At 41.6% G+C, this 17,298-nt stretch carries 15 protein-coding genes; 10 read left to right on the top strand and 5 right to left on the bottom strand.

Annotation, left to right across the window (positions count from 1 at the left end):
• Positions 1–2: 2 nt before the first annotated feature.
• The 5 genes from recA to rpe form a co-directional block, all read right to left on the bottom strand.
• Positions 3–1,250 carry a recombinase RecA gene (recA, locus tag HNP77_RS02170; protein WP_184651520.1) on the bottom strand — a complete coding sequence of 416 codons (1,248 nt, stop codon included), beginning with the start codon at positions 1,248–1,250 and terminating at the stop codon, positions 3–5.
• A gap of 87 nt (positions 1,251–1,337) precedes the next feature.
• Positions 1,338–2,480 (bottom strand): tetratricopeptide repeat protein, encoded by a 1,143-nt coding sequence (locus HNP77_RS02165; protein ID WP_184651519.1) that lies wholly within the window; start codon positions 2,478–2,480, stop codon positions 1,338–1,340.
• 11 nt (positions 2,481–2,491) lie between these two features.
• Positions 2,492–3,868, bottom strand: a complete 1,377-nt coding sequence (locus HNP77_RS02160) for a hypothetical protein (protein ID WP_184651518.1) — start codon at positions 3,866–3,868, stop codon at positions 2,492–2,494.
• Between the two features lie 11 nt (positions 3,869–3,879).
• Positions 3,880–4,737 (bottom strand): tetratricopeptide repeat protein, encoded by an 858-nt coding sequence (locus HNP77_RS02155; protein ID WP_184651517.1) that lies wholly within the window; start codon positions 4,735–4,737, stop codon positions 3,880–3,882.
• Positions 4,728–5,360: a ribulose-phosphate 3-epimerase gene (gene rpe, locus HNP77_RS02150; RefSeq protein WP_184651516.1), complete on the bottom strand. Its 633-nt coding sequence runs from the start codon at positions 5,358–5,360 to the stop codon at positions 4,728–4,730. The genes HNP77_RS02155 and rpe overlap by 10 nt, the downstream gene beginning before the upstream one ends.
• Positions 5,361–5,591: 231 nt before the next feature.
• Here rpe and HNP77_RS02145 point away from each other — a divergent pair, with 231 nt between their 5' ends.
• The 10 genes from HNP77_RS02145 to HNP77_RS02100 all read left to right on the top strand — a co-directional run bounded on the left by HNP77_RS02145 (position 5,592) and on the right by HNP77_RS02100 (position 17,281).
• Positions 5,592–6,545, top strand: a complete 954-nt coding sequence (locus HNP77_RS02145; protein WP_184651515.1) for a tetratricopeptide repeat protein — start codon at positions 5,592–5,594, stop codon at positions 6,543–6,545.
• A 41-nt stretch (positions 6,546–6,586) separates the two neighbouring features.
• On the top strand, positions 6,587–9,304 hold the full coding sequence (greA, locus tag HNP77_RS02140; protein WP_184651514.1) for a transcription elongation factor GreA: 2,718 nt from the start codon (positions 6,587–6,589) through the stop codon (positions 9,302–9,304).
• Positions 9,305–9,411: 107 nt separating this feature from the next.
• Complete coding sequence (locus HNP77_RS02135) at positions 9,412–10,386, top strand: MBL fold metallo-hydrolase (protein ID WP_184651513.1); 975 nt, start codon at positions 9,412–9,414, stop codon at positions 10,384–10,386.
• Between the two features lie 4 nt (positions 10,387–10,390).
• Complete coding sequence (locus tag HNP77_RS02130; RefSeq protein WP_184651512.1) at positions 10,391–11,230, top strand: exodeoxyribonuclease III; 840 nt, start codon at positions 10,391–10,393, stop codon at positions 11,228–11,230.
• A 129-nt stretch (positions 11,231–11,359) separates the two neighbouring features.
• The gene (locus HNP77_RS02125) at positions 11,360–11,527 is read left to right on the top strand and encodes a 4Fe-4S binding protein (protein ID WP_184651511.1); all 168 of its coding nucleotides are present in this window, start codon (positions 11,360–11,362) and stop codon (positions 11,525–11,527) included.
• Between the two features lie 233 nt (positions 11,528–11,760).
• Positions 11,761–11,982 (top strand): hypothetical protein, encoded by a 222-nt coding sequence (locus HNP77_RS02120; RefSeq protein ID WP_184651510.1) that lies wholly within the window; start codon positions 11,761–11,763, stop codon positions 11,980–11,982.
• The gene (locus tag HNP77_RS02115; protein WP_184651509.1) at positions 11,964–12,878 is read left to right on the top strand and encodes a LysM peptidoglycan-binding domain-containing M23 family metallopeptidase; all 915 of its coding nucleotides are present in this window, start codon (positions 11,964–11,966) and stop codon (positions 12,876–12,878) included. Before HNP77_RS02120 ends, HNP77_RS02115 begins: the two co-directional genes overlap by 19 nt.
• Before the next feature lie 147 nt (positions 12,879–13,025).
• Positions 13,026–14,009, top strand: a complete 984-nt coding sequence (locus tag HNP77_RS02110) for a hypothetical protein (RefSeq protein ID WP_184651508.1) — start codon at positions 13,026–13,028, stop codon at positions 14,007–14,009.
• Between the two features lie 224 nt (positions 14,010–14,233).
• Positions 14,234–16,831 (top strand): penicillin-binding protein 1A, encoded by a 2,598-nt coding sequence (locus HNP77_RS02105; RefSeq protein WP_184651507.1) that lies wholly within the window; start codon positions 14,234–14,236, stop codon positions 16,829–16,831.
• 18 nt (positions 16,832–16,849) lie between these two features.
• Complete coding sequence (locus HNP77_RS02100; RefSeq protein WP_184651506.1) at positions 16,850–17,281, top strand: ParB N-terminal domain-containing protein; 432 nt, start codon at positions 16,850–16,852, stop codon at positions 17,279–17,281.
• Positions 17,282–17,298: the final 17 nt, after the last annotated feature.

Below are 17,298 nucleotides of genomic sequence, written 5' to 3'. Positions count from 1 at the left end.
AATCAGAACAAATCCTCTACTGACGGTTTTTCTGCGGCAGCCTTTGCAAGCCCTGCTGCCCTGGAAGCAGTTTTAGTTTCCTTTACCGGAGCAGGTTCAGAAGCAGGTTCCGCCTCATCCGTCTGGGCAGGAACTCCAACTCCCTTTGCACGCATTTCTTTTTCGTAAGCCTTTATCTGTTCCTCAGTTACAACTTCTCCCTCTTTCGTACGGAGAACCTGTCCCGGGAAGATTTTTTCACGAAGAGTATGCTCAAGCTGAATGCGGTATTCAGGATTATTTTCTATATAATTTACGGCATTTTCCTTACCCTGACCTACCTTTTCGTCACCGCGGGTATACCATGCGCCGCGCTTGTCAATAAGACCATGCTTAACGGCAGAATCCAGAATCGAAGCGGCAGCAGAAACTCCCTTTCCGAAATAGATGTCAAGTTCAACCTTTCTGAATGGCGGAGCAACTTTATTCTTTACAATCTTTACGCGTACTCTGTTTCCGATTGCATCTTCATCTCCCTTTCCGTCAATTGATTCTATTCTGCGGATTTCAAGGCGGATTGATGAATAGAATTTAAGTGCGTTTCCACCGGTTGTCGTTTCCGGATTTCCGAACATAACGCCGATTTTCATACGGATCTGATTGATGAAAACTACAAGACACTTGCTCTTTCCGACGATAGCAGTAAGCTTTCTTAAAGCCTGACTCATAAGACGAGCCTGTACACCCATTACAGAATCACCCATTTCTCCTTCGATTTCTTTCTGCGGAGTAAGGGCAGCAACAGAGTCTATTACGATAATGTCAACAGCACCGGAACGTACCAGCTGCTCACAAATCTCAAGAGCCTGTTCTCCCGTATCCGGCTGGGATACATAAAGTTCATCAATATTAACACCAAGGTTCTTTGCATAAACAGGATCAAGAGCATGTTCCGCATCAATAAATGCCGCAATACCGCCAAGTTTCTGTGCTTCTGCCACAGCATGAAGGGCAAGAGTCGTCTTTCCTGAACTTTCAGGACCATACATTTCTATAATTCTTCCCCTCGGATATCCTCCGATTCCCAGAGCTTCATCAAGAAGAATCGATCCCGAAGGAATAACGTCAATTGCAGTTGCATCTGTTTTTGTTCCAAGCTTCATGAGTGAGCCCGTACCGAACTGCTTTTCTATCTGAAGTCGTGCAGCTTCAAGAGCCTTTAACTTCTCAGACATTTCTACTGGCATTTTTTCTTCTGCCGCTTTAGCCATAATGACCTCCCGATTATTCATTACGTATATATATTTTCATCAAATTTTTAAAATCTACACAAATTATCAAAAATAATAATAAAAAAATTAATTTTTAAGAACACCGTCTTTTAACGGCTGATAAACAGATATACCGTCAAGTTTTAATTTTCCGTCATCAAACTTTACCCTTCCCAAAAAACGAACGGCTTTCTTTCCGTCCGGAACAGGATTAAGCCCTTTTGAAAAATTAACCTGAACATATCCGTCAAAATTCTCAAGATTTTCATATCCTACAAGAAGAGTGCAGGACCAGTCTCCGTTATCGTGCAGTTCAGCCCTTGAAATTCTGCCGCTCCATGCAACGTAACAACCTTCATAAAGCTCAGGAACTTTTGAAGAAACAATCGTATCATAAGAAACATTATCAAGAAGATTATCAAAAGTCGGCGGTTCAGGAAACAAAAGCGACTCCAGAACATTGACCTTGCCTTTAAACTCCGCAGAAACATTAGACTGAAGCAGACGGTTTATTTCCACCCGGCAGGCATTGTCCCTGCCATCCTGAAAATACATGACGGCATCATCATAGGCTCTGTTTGCCTCCTGCCTGCTGAGCATAAAATGTACCACCGTTCCCGACAGATCCTGAGCAAGGGCAGATTCTCTTTCATCACTGCTTAATTCCAGTCCGAGAGAACTTAAATTCATACGGGGACCCTTTATATAATCCCGTGCAGGCTTAACGGAAGCAAACCCATATATAACTGCCCCCAGAACAATTCCTGCAAGAATTCCTGCCGCACAGGACTTAATTATAATAAGCGGATTAAGTCCAAGAGGTGGAAAAAACCGCTGAAGTTTTCCGGTTTCATACCATCTGACAATAACAGGATATTCCCCGTAGTCCCTTATAAAATCAAGGGCAGCTTTTGCTACTGCATTCTCAGGATCTATATCAAGAACATCAAGATAATATTCTATGGCTTTCTGAGTATCCCCCCGCTGTAAAAAAATCGCAGCCTGTCCGAGAATTAATTCTGAGTCATTGATACGAATATTTCTTGCCCGTTTATAAAAAGAAGAAGCAGATCCAAAATCCCCTGAATATAAAAAAGCATGTCCCATGACAAGATTAAATTCAAAATCATCCCTGTAATACTCTTCATAAGATTCCAGAAGAGTTATGGCAAGAGAAAACTTTCTTCGTTTCAGGAGAGCACGAGCTCTTTCAACTGCAGACCGGGCCATGTAACCTCAACTTATTCCATTGACTTAAGCATAAGGAGGATTCCGTCAAGTTCTGCATTCAAAGCATCTATTTCCGCCTTATTTATGCCAGGATCATCAGCTTCCAGTTCTGCAATATGGTCAAGAAGCTGCTGTATATATTCAGGATTAAGCTGCATCTTTGTAACTACAACTTTTTCCGGCACAGTTACTTCATTTTCCTTAGAAGAATCTGACGAAGGTTCCGGAGAAAGTCCTGCAGAATCCTCAGGAGAATCACTTTCACCGGATGCAGAAGTTTCCGGATCCGCAACAGTATCCTGCTGCCCCGGAATTACAGGCATATTCTCATAATAAGGAGTCTTCAGTTCATCCTCAGAAATTTCAGACGGACTTGGAGCTACATTCGTATAAGGTGCAAAATCCGGAAGAGATGCGGCAAGGGCGGTACGACCTTCTTCCAGAGCCTTAAGGAAATCTTTTCCCGCCGGTTCATTTCCGCTGATTCCCACAGACATATAGAATGTAATTACACTGGTTTTAAGCGGATCAAGATAAGCCGTTTTCCAGTTAATGCCAACAGCAGAATTATTGTATGAAATTACAGAATTAAAACTCTTTGCTTCTGTAGTCTGAGGAATCCAGTTTGTAGTTGAGAGTGAATCTTTATTGGCCAGCGTTACGTGAGACGGTGAAGTTATGCCTTTTCCATCAAGAAGGAACTGAACTGAAGTACTTTCATTCGATGAACGTACCCATAAATCATTTGACATGGAAAGATACTGAACTTCAGAATTAATTTTTGACTTTGCAGCCGTAGAAAAATGAGAAACAGTATTTTCTCCAAGAACAGTATCAAAGACACTCTTTACGGTAAAAGACTGAGTACTTCTTCCAAGGTTAATCGTATAAATCGTTACGCGAAGCATGTCTACCCTGGATGAAGTTGCAATGGACGGCAGGAAACTAAAATCCACAACAACCTGAGCCTGTTTTTCTATCGTATAGCACATCTGGGCCCCGTAAGGTGTACGGCGGGCTTCACTTTTTACACCGTTTTCCCTGTTAAGGCGGTATTCCTTGCGACCGATTTTTACGCTTACGAACGTTGAGGTAAATGAATCATAATTTGAAAGGAGCGGTACGGGACTTCCCTGTTCAGGAATTGCATAAAGACCGAATGTTCCCGTACTTCCGTTCATATCAATTTTTATGTCATCCTTAGTAATTGAAAACTTTCTCTCAGGAACATAAATCCAGCCTGTATAGGCATCCTTCCGCTGCTTTGCCTGAAGTTTCTTAAGCCTTTTTTCCTCCGGCGTAAGACCGGAACTTGAGCAGGAAAGAAATATCTGTGAACACAATACAGCCGCTAAAACGGCACAAAGTATCTTTACTGTTTTTTTCATAAAGCCTCCAATCACATGCCGCCGTTCTTTTCATCAAGAAGAGCCTGAATCTGACGGGCTTTTGCCTTCAGTGCTGCCATTTCTTCATCAGAAACACCGTTTGAAGCAGAAGGAACCTGAACTTTTGCAGCACCGGCCTCCAGTTCCTTAATACGCTGGTTTGCAGCATTCAACTGCCTTCTAAGGGAAACAAGATCTTCCGTCTGATACTCCCGAAGCTGTTTCTCATATTCCTCACGGGAACTCAGATATTCCTCTCCCGTCATTTTAAGAAGGTAAAGAAGCTTCTGCTCCCGTTCCCTCTGGGCTATAAGATCAAGCTTGAACTGAGCGTCAGGAGACTTTTCATTTTCAGGAAAATCAGCCACAACCTTTTCATACAGAGCCCTGGCCGTCTCAAAATTATAATCATCATAAAAACACTCACCAAGCCAGAACAGAGCCGACGGATACATTGCATCTCCGGGATTCTGATGACAGTAATCACTGAGAACAATCACGGCATCATCATTCTGTCCAAGATAATGAAGGGCACGGCCTTTCTGATATGAAACATAAGGACCAAGTCCTGAATCTTCAAAAGTCGAAAGAAAGTAATCCGCATCATTTACGACGCCGGTATAGTTTTCTGCGTACATCTCACTCAGAATGAGTATGTACCAGCTGTCTGCCGTTGAATAAACAGGAGAAGCCACAGCCTGCCTCAAAAAAAGGCTTGCTCCCGTCCAGTCCCCGTTTCTGTAGGATTCCAGCCCCTGAACATACGAACGGCCACGGGCATCAAGTTCCTGGGAAAAAGCCGCTGCAGTACAAGTAAAGATGAGTACCGGTACAATTATAAAACGGAATGTTTTTTTTATTAATTCCACTTAAGTTCCCCTGTAAAGAAAGATGATCCGGAAACAACAACATCAGTTCCGGCCTCCAGTACCAGCGGAAGTGTCTTTGAATTAACGCCGCCATCTACTGAAATGAGAAAGCCCAAGCCTTCCCTTCTTCTTATATCGGCAAGTTTTCTGACTTTTTCAACTGTATACGGAATGAGTTTCTGACCGCCCCACCCCGGATTAACCGTCATAACCAGAACAAGATCAATATACGGCAGAAGTTCTTCCAGAACAGAAACCGGTGTAGAAGGACAAAGGGCTACTCCCGCCTTTTTTCCGGCATTATGAATCATCTGAATGCACAGATCAGCATGTGCCGTTGCCTCTGCATGAAAAGTTATATAATCAGCCCCGCTTTCAATATATGAAGGAATTGACATTTCCGGTTTTTCTATCATCAGGTGCACGTCAAAAGGCAGAGCGGAACATTTTCTGATGGACTTTATTACCGGCTGACCATAAGTTACCTGAGGTACAAAATGTCCGTCCATAACATCAATATGAACCCAGGAACCGTCTGTTTTTTCTATTTCCTTCAATGCCCCGCCAAGATCTGAAAAATCTGCAGATAAAAGAGACGGAGATAAAACAATCTTATTATCCATAATAAAAATATGATAACGTAAGAGCCGTATTTTTACAATATAATGAAGAGAATATTAAAGACAGCCTTCCGCATCTTCTGCAATCTGAAAACAATCTCAAAAAGCTTCATATTTTTTGTTTTTTTACATAGAAACAATGTTGACAAATATATTTAAAACCATTATAAACTATTCCCCAAAAATCAAAAACCCTACATTGACTAAATAATTCTATTCAGTATAATATTCTTCATGGGAATACAGTCGCAGTCTGCCTTTGAACAGGCATACAAACTTATGGAAATATGCTGTCTGGATCAGGCAGGAGCCGTGTTAAACGACACACTCACCTCGGATCTTGACAACAAAGACATAGTTTATTCCATACAGTACTGCGCTTTCTGGCAGAAAACCCTTGAAAAGCTTCCAAAACTGGACAGTTTCGACCAGGGAGAATACCTGGTGAATCATTGGAAAGACTTCATGTCGGTCGTACAGCCTGAAAAGGTTCTCAAGGAATCAGAATTCTTAGGAAAAACAGTTTACTCCCTTAAAAAAGGAGTTTTTTCACTGGCTCTTGAATGTTATACAAAAGCACTGGACCGGACTGCAGGAGATGAAAGCCTGAGTGCAGAAATAAACAGAAAAAGAGGTCTGTGCTACAAGAAGCTTGGTTCCTATGAAAACGCACTGGACTGTCTTACTCAGTCTGTACAGTTACTGCCGAACAATGCAGCGGCCGTAGCAGAAAAAGCAGACTGTTTTGCCCTTTGCGGAGAAACAAAATATGCAAAGCTTCTTTTCAGGGAAGCATTCTTCATGAATGCCAGAAAGATAGACTTTGATTTTCTTGATTCCCCGCTTATAAACCTTCTTATAAATGAAGTAAGGGCTAAAGGTTATGAGGGAGATGCACTTCATGAATGGATTCCTGTATACGGAGTCCTTCTGGGGGTTTTCAACAAAAAACGTGAACTGAAATTTCTTGAGGTTCTTCGTCTCAAGCAGGAAATATATTCACGGGAAAACGAGCTCAAAGACCCTTCATGCAACAGTGCTGTAATTACGCCAAGGCTGATCAACCTTTATTTCTGGCTGATTGACCACTATGCCCTTTCAAAGGACAGCATGGCAAACATAAATGAAGTTCTGCTCAAAATAAGGGATCATGACAGAAACATCTGGAAGATTTATATAAACGAGTAAGAGTCAATATAAAACACAACCATATAAACAGGAGTAAAAACATGGCTGAAGAACTTGAAAATTCCGTTCGTGAAATGCTTAAAAAGGAATCATGGACGAGAGCGGGCATCAACGATTTTACAAAAAACAATCTTATGGAACTGGCAGAAACACTTGAAAAAGCCAGGGCCGAAAACTGTGAGAAGCAGATAAAGGAAATCTGTGACGAACAGCTCGCACATTCAAAGGACAGCATCGTTGCACTCTACCTTTCAGGCATGATTGCATTACGCTCCGGAGACGTAGATACAAGTTCACTTGTTACTCTTATTGAAATTTTCGAAAAAAACCTGAAGGATTCTCTTGTTGAATACCTTTGTGATTCAATTCTCGAAGAAGACTCCCAGAATAAGTTTGCACTCAGAAAGCTTGCCGAATTCTATAAGAATTCCAACAACGACAAAGTATGGGAACTTTACGAAAGAATAGTTAAGGCAGATTTTGAAGAAGCTGACATTGCAAAGATTCTTGCAGAAAGATATGAATCTCAGGAAAACAAAGAAACAGCCATAAGCTATTATAAAAAAGCCCTTCTCCGCTATGTTACTGCTAAAAATTCAAATGCAGTAAAAGAAGTATGGTCAAAACTCGTAAAACTCATTCCTGAAGACCTTGACTTCTTCCTCCGTGTAGAACGCAAGGTTACAAAGAGCATCAACGGATACAAAGCAGCATCCCTCATGCAGGAAGTTTACCAGTACTACAAGGATATTGCTAAGTGGGATACAGCCATCTCCATTCTTAAAATCATTCTTGAGCATGATCCAAAGGACACATGGGCAAGAAAGGAAATTACGGAATGCTACAGTGCAAAATATGCCGATCATACTCATCTTGAAGACTACATTCGTCTTTCAAACCTCAATCAGGCATACCGCGACGTTTTCGAAGCAATCAATGACTTTGAGAAGCACATTGCTTTTGATGCAAAGAATTTCATCTTCCACAGAACCTGGGGTGTTGGAAAAATCATGAAGGTTGAAGGCGACATGCTTACAATTAACTTCGGAAAGAAAACCGGAGTACGCCAGATGAATCTTGAAATGGCAGTAAAAGCACTTCAGCCTCTTGACCGCGGTCACATCTGGGTTCTTAAAGCTACTAAAAAGAAGGAAGAACTCGTAAAACTCGTTAAAAATGACATTGAAGGAACCCTCAAGACTATTATCCGCAGTTTCAACAATAACTGTGACGATAAAAGGATTAAGGCTGAACTCGTACCTTCAATCCTTACTCAGGGTGAATGGACCAGCTGGCACACAAAGGCAGTTAAGATTCTCGAATCAAATCCGGTATTTGACGTAAATCCTAATGACATCAACTTCTATACAGTACGTGACCACGAAATCAGCAAGGCAGAACGTCTTGCAAATGAATTCAAGGCAGAAAAGAATTTCTTTGCAAAAGTAGACATCATCACCCGTTACATCAACCTTGATGACTTTGATCCTACGGAAGAACAGTTTGCCGACATGTTCAGCTACTTTGCAGGCTATGTAAAGGCCTTCTCAAATATCACGGAACAGGTTACTGCTTCATTCCTCATAATTCAGGATATCACTAAGAAAGTTCCGGCAATCGAATCTCCAATTAAATTCTCATTCGCCGACCTTTACTCAGAAATTTCCAGCCGCCGCGGTATGTATGCTAAACTTAAGGATTCAAAAAATACAAACCTCAGGCAGCAGTTCCTCAGCAACGTACGTCAGCTTGAAGACTGGGACAAACAGTATACACACCTTTTCCCTGTAGTACTTAAGAAGAGTCTCCTTGATGAAATGATTAACGCCGGAAAGAAAGACAGAGTCATTCACATGGTTCAGAACTGCTTCAATGAATACCGCAATTATCGTGACGCAGCAATCTACCTTTACGACCAGTGCCGTGATACGGAATGGTTTAAGGAAGCTGCAGTAAGCGAAGAAAAACAGCTTGTAACAATGGTAAACATCATTTCTCTGTGTTACCGCGAAATCAACAATCACGTAAACACTGTAGACAACAAGAAAACTATCAAGAATGCAACTACACTCCTCTTTGCAGATAAAGTTAACGGAGATGTAGAAAACAGAATGCTTGAGTTCATGCTTTCTAAAGACCGTGACACCATTACAAGAATGTATACAATGATCAATGACGTACGCGACCTTGATTCAACATTCAAGTCTCAGCTCCGCAACGGAATTCTTGCAGCTTATCCTGACTTTAAATTCCAGGAAACTGAAACAAAACAGGAAGCACCTAAAGGAACTCTTGTTACTGCAAAAATGCTTGAAATCAAACGCGCACTTGCAGAAGACATTGAAAAAGTTCAGCTTCCGAAAATTGCAAAAGAAGTCGGTGATGCAAAAGAAAAAGGCGACCTTAAGGAAAATGCTGAATACATTTCCGCAAGAGAAGCTCAGAGCCGCATGAACAGCAAGCTTGCCAAACTCAAGGAAGAACTTGCCCGTGCAACAGTATTTGATCCGACAACAGTTACAACTTCTTTCGTATCATTCGGTACAACAGTTACACTTTTCAACAACATCGAAGGAAAAGAAGAAGTTCTTACAATTCTCGGTCCTTGGGAATCAAACTCTGAGGAAGGAATCATTTCTTACCTTTCACCGTTGGGAGATTCTCTCCTCAACCTCAAGGCAGGAGATGAGAAGACCTTTACAATCAACGATCACCATTACGACTACACCGTAAAGGCAATCGCTGCTGCAAAATTCTAAGATTAAAGACATTCAGACTTATGCCTGAAATGATTTTGCGCAGATAATGAAAAACTACGGGCTGTCCACAGATTTTTACGGGCAGCCCTTTTTTATGGAGGTTTAAAATGTCAGTAACGGCTTCAAACTACGTAAAGCTTTCTGCCTGCTGCGGATACTTTAACACACCCAATGCAACAGGCGTTGTCTGCACATCAACATCCGTATATATAATTGATTCAGGCGTTACTCCACAAGACGGAGAAGACATTGTATCTGCGGTAACGGAACTCTTTCCGGGCAAAAAAATTGCTGCAGTAATAAACACCCATTCCCATAATGACCATTCAGGCGGAAACGCAGCAATCGTCCGCCTTACAGGTGCCCAGGTATGGTGTTCCAGGGAAGCAGACTGCATACTGAGACTTCCGGAACTTGTGGGATACTTATATTCAGGGGGTAAACCTCTCCTCGAAATCCAGGAACATGGCAGGGTTAAAAGCGAGCCCTGTAAAGCAGATAAATTTCTGAAAGAAACATCCATAACCTGTGAAGAAGTTACTTTTACTTTCGTTCCCCTTGAAGGCCATTTTTTTGGACATTACGGCATAATAGCCGATGACGGAGAAAAGAAAGTTTACTATCTTGGAGACGGCTTTTTTGGAAAAGACATGCTGAAGAAAGCCTGGCTTCCATTCATATATGATGCAGACGCATTCAGAAAATCAGTTCAGAAAATAGAATATACGGACTGTGATTTCTATGTGGCAGCTCACGGGGGAATATACACAAGAGAAACTGTCCATGCCGCTGCAGAGCTCAACATAATCGTGACCCTTGAGGCAGAACTGAAAATTCTAAAACTTCTGAAAAACACCCCGATGACTCATGAACAGCTTCTGAAAAAAATTCTTGACTTTGCAGGAATGAAACCTCAGCTCATCCAGTACCTTCTTATTGGAACTACAATACAGTCCTATCTTTCATGCCTGCATGACAGGGGGCTCATCAAATATAAACTTGAAAACAATCAGATGCTCTGGTTCAATGAAAATACCAGCGACAGCGATTTTATAAACAGCGCAATAAACACTTCGGAGTAAGAAAATGAAGATTATATCCTGGAACGTTAACGGAATAAGAGCCGTAGAAAAAAAAGGATTTACAGACTGGCTTCTCAAAAGTGGTGCCGATGTAGTCTGCATACAGGAAACAAAGGCAACCCCGTCTCAGCTGGGCCCGGACCTGCTTAACCCGGGTGCAAGCAACAGCCTTGAAGATACGGATGAAGACACCCCGCTTTTTGCCTCTGCCCTTTCTTCCCGGAACACGGGAATAAGCTATAAATCATACTTTTCATCAGCAAAAAAAGCCGGTTATTCAGGAACGGCCATATATTCCCGTAAAGCTCCCGATAAAGTAGAAACTCTGGGCATACCGGAGTTTGATGACGAAGGACGCACTACGATAGCTTTTTTCGGAAAACTCGTAATAATCAGCGCATACTTTCCAAACAGTCAGGGTCCCGGACTCAGACTGGACTACAAACTTGCCTTCTGTGACGCGGTATATAAAAAATGTACTGCACTTGTAAAGGAAGGCTATAATATCGTACTTTGCGGAGACTATAACATTGCCCATACTCCGGACGACATTGCAAATCCGAAAGCGAATGAAGGCAACGCAGGATACCTTCCGGAAGAACGTGCATGGATGGATTTCTTTACACAAAACGGTTTTACGGACACTTTCAGAATCTTCTGCAAGGAACCGAAGCATTACACATGGTGGAGTTACCGTTTTCATGCCAGGGAAAAAGACATCGGATGGAGACTTGACTATCACTGTGTAAATAATTCATTTGTACCTAAAGTTAAAAGCAGCACCATATTGAAGGAAGTTACCGGAAGCGACCACTGCCCCGTACTTCTCGAAATACAGGACTGACAGCAGGGCAATAGTTATGACTAACTAATATTAGCATAAGCTAATTCTTTATCATATAACGAAATAATAATTGTAATTCGACAGATTATATGATAAATTTTCATTATACTTTATAAGCGAGGTTAGATTATGGCTTACAAAATTGGAAGTGAATGTATTAACTGTGGTGCATGCGAAAGCGAATGCCCTTCAGAAGCAATCAGCGAAGCTGGAGATAAAAGAACCATCGATGCAGAAAAATGTGTTTCCTGCGGTTCATGCGCTTCAGTTTGTCCTGTAGGTGCAATTACTGAGTAACAGTAAGTCTGTTACACATGTAATAAGAGAGTGTTCTTCATTTTAAGGATTAAGATCCGGGAACACTTCACAAAATAATCAGCAGACTAAAATATTTATTCGGTTTTACGTGCCTCAGGGCTTAAAAGATGTAACTCCGGATGTTTTAGTGGTGCTGATTTTTTTTATTTAAAAATACCCCTTTTACACATCACTACTTTTAATTTTCATCCGGCAATGTTATCATCATCAGTATGTTTACTTCCTTAAAAAAAGCCTGTGCAGGACTTGCTGCCGTAATTCTTTTTCTTGCATCATGCGCAGTCCTTTCTCTTTTAATAACCTTTCCCCTTTGGAAATGGGCTTCAGCATCACCTGAAACCTATACTGCAGGCATAGCATCTGCCGCTGCAATTGCAGTCGCAGTCTCCATCATAAAGAAAATTAAAAGAAATAAATGCAGAAAAAACAGTTAAAACTCCGGCTGCTGACCATCACGGCAGTAACTTTCCTTGCAGGATTACAGACAGCAGCCCAGCAGTACATTTCTATACCTGAACTTTCCTCCAGAAACCTGATTTTCAAACAGTATCAGGAACAGATAGAAGACAACAATACGGCTTTTTTTAACGACAGGGAATCAGAGCTTTCATTTTACACGTATACATGTAAGAAAAAGGATACGCTCTTTACAGTTTCATCCAGATGCATGCTCAGACAGGAAACGCTTGCCACCGTAAACGGAATTCTGGATGCAAAGCAAAATATAGAAGGAATGACTCTTATACTTCCAACAATAAACGGCATCTTCATAAATCAGAATCCTTCCAATACACTGGAAATACTGCTGAGGGGAGAATACAGCAGCAAACTCACTGACAGAACACCGGTATGCACCGTCGGCAGAAAAAAATACTGGTTTTTAGAAGGAGAGAAGTTTTCTCCCTCTACACGTGCTTTTTTTCTTATATCAGGAATGAGGCTTCCGCTAAGTTCGGCTACGGTTACCTCTTCCTATGGAATGCGCATCAGTCCTATCAGCGGAAAATGGAAAAAACATGAGGGAATTGATCTTGCAGCCCCTGCAGGCTCTGACGTATACAGCTGTAAAAACGGAACTGTTACAAAAACCATATCGGAAGACCCGGTATACGGCTCATATATAGTAATAAGCCATGACTATTCATTCGAAAGCCTTTATGCCCATCTGGGAAAAATCACCGTAACGGAAGGACAGTCTGTATCTGGCGGAGAAAAAATAGGCGAAGTAGGTCTTTCCGGACTGACAACAGGACCTCACCTTCATTTTGAAGTTCATAACGGAGGCAAAAGCAGAGATCCGTCAGATTATCTTCATGAACTGAAAAAATAAAGAAAACTGGCAGAATTTTAAGGTTTTAAAACAAAAATTCATGCAGAATAATGCATACACAGGTATTTTTTTATAGACAATTCAAAAAAATGAATGTTTTTTCGAACTTGGCTATAGTATTTTTCAATTTATGAGTATAAACTTTAAATGATGGACATTCACAAAAAGAAACTCTGTACTACGATTGCAGCCTTCATGATAACCTTTTTTGCAGCCGGAGAATCTTTCAGAGTTCAGAAAACACATTCCCTCAGCCTCGAAAACGGAAGCCAGCGAAAGCATATAATCATGAGTGCAAACGAAGCCCTGGTGGTGACGCTTCCCTCCCCTGATACTTTCTTAAAGGGAATGGAGCTTTATATTCAGGTACCGCAGGAATGCGCATCCATGAGCCAGAGTATAACCTGGAACCTGTACTCAAGCGTAAAACCTTTTCCATCAGAAGACAGGTTTGACTACAGCGGAATCACGTCACTGAGCGGTACGCTGAAAAACTCGCTGGGACTGACAATCAGAATTCCTTTCGAAAACGAAAATACAATGAAAAAGGACGCTCTTTCTGCCCTTTCAGAAAAGCTCCAGTCCATAGACGACGGATATGTTTTTCTTGCACTTGCCGTGTCAGACAAAACTGCAGCGGAACTCTTACAGAAAAAAATAGAAGTCTTCGTACGGCCTGTCTACAGGGATTCCGGAAAACTGCATCTGAACATAGTCTTTCCCCCTGATTCGGCAGAACTGCCCTATTCGGTTTTCATTGACGGTACTCCCTGTCCTTCCATAAAAAACCTGTATACACTTGAAACAGGCATGCACAATGTGAGCATCGTCAGTGATTTTTACCGGAATGAAATGCGTACCATAAACATTGAGCAGGCAAAAACTACGGAGCTTACCATAGAATTTCATGACATAAAGCCTCTCCTTCATCTTGCAGTACCTGAAGACAGCATAATCTGCCTGGATGACGAACAGATAGAAGACTTCACCCATGACATCATACTTTCTGCAGGTGAACATACCATAAAATTCCAGATGGGCGGCTACGAAATAATAAAAACCCTTACAGCTGTAAACGGCAGGAGCTATACATTCCTCATCAACATGGAAGCATTGATAACAGAAGAATAACCTCTTAATTCTGTCAAGCAGTTTTTTATAAATTCCATAAAAATAATTAAAGTTTCAGCACTTAAGGCCGATAATAAAAATGTCGGGTGTCAATATATCCCCTCCCACCCATTGGCACCCGAAGCGCCACAAGTGGCACTGGCCGGCTTATTCAAGCCGGTCTTTTTTTTGCAGAAGCTGCTGAATATTGCTAAAAAACACAATAATCATTAAAATATCTTACTATGAATAAAAGAAAAATATGGCCTTATGCAGTTATTTTCCTTTCGTTTTTTAACGCATTACTCATAGGCTCAATGCTCGGACTAGCTCTTTCTGCCACAAAAAATATAGAAAATATTGAAAATTTCACGGAATTCGAAACAGCACTTCCTACAAGAATCACAGATATAAACGGAGAACTTATTACAGAGTTTTCCAGCGATGAAAAAAGAGAGATTATAGCCCTGGATGATCTTCCTCAGCTTATGAAGGATGCCCTCATAACCCGGGAAGACCACATTTTCTACGAACATCCGGGATTCAGTACAAAGGCTCTTTTCCGCGCAGTATTCGGTGTACTTACCCGCTCTTCACTGGGAGGAGGTTCAACACTCACTCAGCAGATTGCAGGAACCCTTTACTGTGACCGTACGGAAATTTCTGCAAAACGCAAGCTGAAGGAATTGTGGTGGGCCATTCAGATGGAACGCCGCTTCTCTAAAAATGAAATAATGGAACTTTACATGAACAAAATCTACTTCGGAGGAGGAACCTACGGAGTAAACGCAGCATGTAAATACTATTTCGGACACGGCCCTATGGAAATTACGCCTGCAGAAGCAGCAATTCTTGTTATTCAGCTTTCTAACCCGGTTTACTATAATCCTTTTGAACATCCGAACAGAGCCCAGCAGAGGCAGATAAGCGTCCTCAATGCGATGGTTGAAGAAGGATACATTACAAAACAGGAAAGCGAGGATTCTTTTGAAGAGTACTGGGGATCCTTTGACTATACGCGTACAAGTACATCTGCCTATGACATGAGGACGGACGAGGCACCGTGGTTCAGTGAGTATGTACGCCGTGAACTCAGCGGAATGCTTTACGGAAGCAATGATTTGTATTCAGGCGGATTTGTCGTTAACACTACCCTTAACCTGTCTCATCAGCGGGAAGCTGAAAAAATAATGCATGAATATATAAATTATGCAAATGACAGGTACCGGGACTCAATGGCTGTAAAAGACAGGGATGCATTTAAAAAATATACACCTTTCTCAGAACTCTGCATGCTCGTATTCAATCTTCCTGACCTTCACGTTAATGACCAGCGGGCAAAAAACACTGTAATTAAAAAATACCGCACAGATATAAATCCTATAATAGACCTCGTTGCCCTCATGAACGGCATGGAATCTCTTAAAACGAATATCGTTACAAAGGGAAATGCCCTGATACGTGAGAATGACGAAAAAACAACTATTGAAGGAACTATGATATCCGTTCAGAATTCAACCGGATACATTAACGCTCTTGTAGGCGGTTCCAAATATGACCAGCAGAATCAGTTCATAAGGGCTGTTCAGGCTAAACTCCAGCCGGGTTCGACAATAAAACCTCTTTACTATTCTGCAGCAATCGATTCAAGACAGTATACCTGGAGTACGATTGTAAGTGATACTCCGGTAGTATTCCATAAAGAAGACGGCTCTCCTTACATTCCTCAGGACTTCAAGGGAGTCTGGGAAGGTGACGTAGAAATATGGTACGCCCTTGCTCACTCCATGAATGTTCCTTCACTTAAAGTACTTGACAGCATAGGTTTCAGTGCCGCAATCAGCAGAACAAGCGCCCTCTACGGAATTCCTCAGAAGGAACTGGATGAACGCAATTTTGAACCAGTCTATCCGTTTGGTCTTGGCGTATGTTCCGTACGTCCTATAGAAGTTGCAAAAGCATTCTCAACAATCGCAAATAACGGCTATGAAGTAGTTCCGATTGCAATACGCACTGTAGAAGATCAGAACGGCAACATTATACTCAATCCTGAAAAAGATGCTAAAATCGCCCTGAAGGCAAAAGGAAGCGCTGCCCAGGTAATCTCACATCAGACAGCCTTCATCATGCAGGAAATGCTGAAACAGACTGTTGATTCCGGAACGCTTAGATTCGGTTCAGACTGGGAATCAACAGCATACTGCCTTAATGAACGCAGGGGCAAAGGAAATAAATTCCGCTTTACAGATTCACAGACAGGTCAAACCTTCCTTATGCCTGCCGCCGGTAAAACCGGTACAACCCAGAACTGGGCAGATGCATGGACTGTCGGTTTTACTCCATATTACACTTCAGTATTCTGGTTTGGATTTGACAGACCGGGACAATCCCTTGGCTTGAGGCTCACAGGTTCAACCCTTGCAGGTGTTGCATGGGGAGACTTTATGAATTACATACATGAAGGATTACGGTGGAAAGCATTTAATAATGACATTCCGGAAGGTGTTGTAAAATACGATGTATGTACAAAAAGCGGCGGGCTTATAACTCCTGAATGCGGTGATCATAAAATTACTGCCTACTATCTTGCAGGTACGGAACCGGGAGAATTATGTACATACCATACAAATAATACGGCAAACATGATTGGTATAACCCGTCTTCAGATTGAGGGAATGCAGGCAGGATATCAGTTCCAGTTTGAAGCAGGCGAAGAACTTGGCTATGACATTGACTTCCTTAATTACGACCTGACTTCAGCAGAACGTGCTTCTTCTTATGAAGGAGACCTTTCTGAAGAAAGTGAAGATGCTGACTTGATGTATAACTGGCTTTTGCAATAGAATCTAATCGGAGAGATTATGCTGATAAAAATAAGCGACGTAAAAGTAAAAAAAAGAGTCAGAAAAGATTTAGGGGATCTGTCCTCTTTAAAAGACAGTCTGCGCTCATTTGGACTGCTTAATCCTATTACGATAAATTCCAACCACGAACTTATCGCAGGAGAACGTCGGCTGGAAGCAGCAAAAGCCATAGGCTGGGAAAGCATAAACGCCATAGTTATTGCATCTCCAATTGATAAAGTCCACCAGCTTGAAATGGAAATAGAAGAAAATAATCAGCGCAAGGAATTTACTGATGAAGAGCTTATGGAAGGATATAAAAGGCTTGAACGCCTTAGAAATCCCTCACTTCTGATGAAAATACTTAAATGGCTCTGCGATATATTCGTACGTATCGGTCAGTTCTTTAAGAGACTGTTTTCTAAAATAACAAATAAAACAAAAAAATAATCTGTTGCAAAATAAAT

The organism is Treponema rectale (genome assembly GCF_014202035.1).
Classification (GTDB): Bacteria; Spirochaetota; Spirochaetia; order Treponematales; family Treponemataceae; genus Treponema_D; species Treponema_D rectale.
The sequence above is the reverse complement of the archived record's forward strand: the minus strand, read 5'-3'. Positions and strand labels throughout refer to the sequence as shown.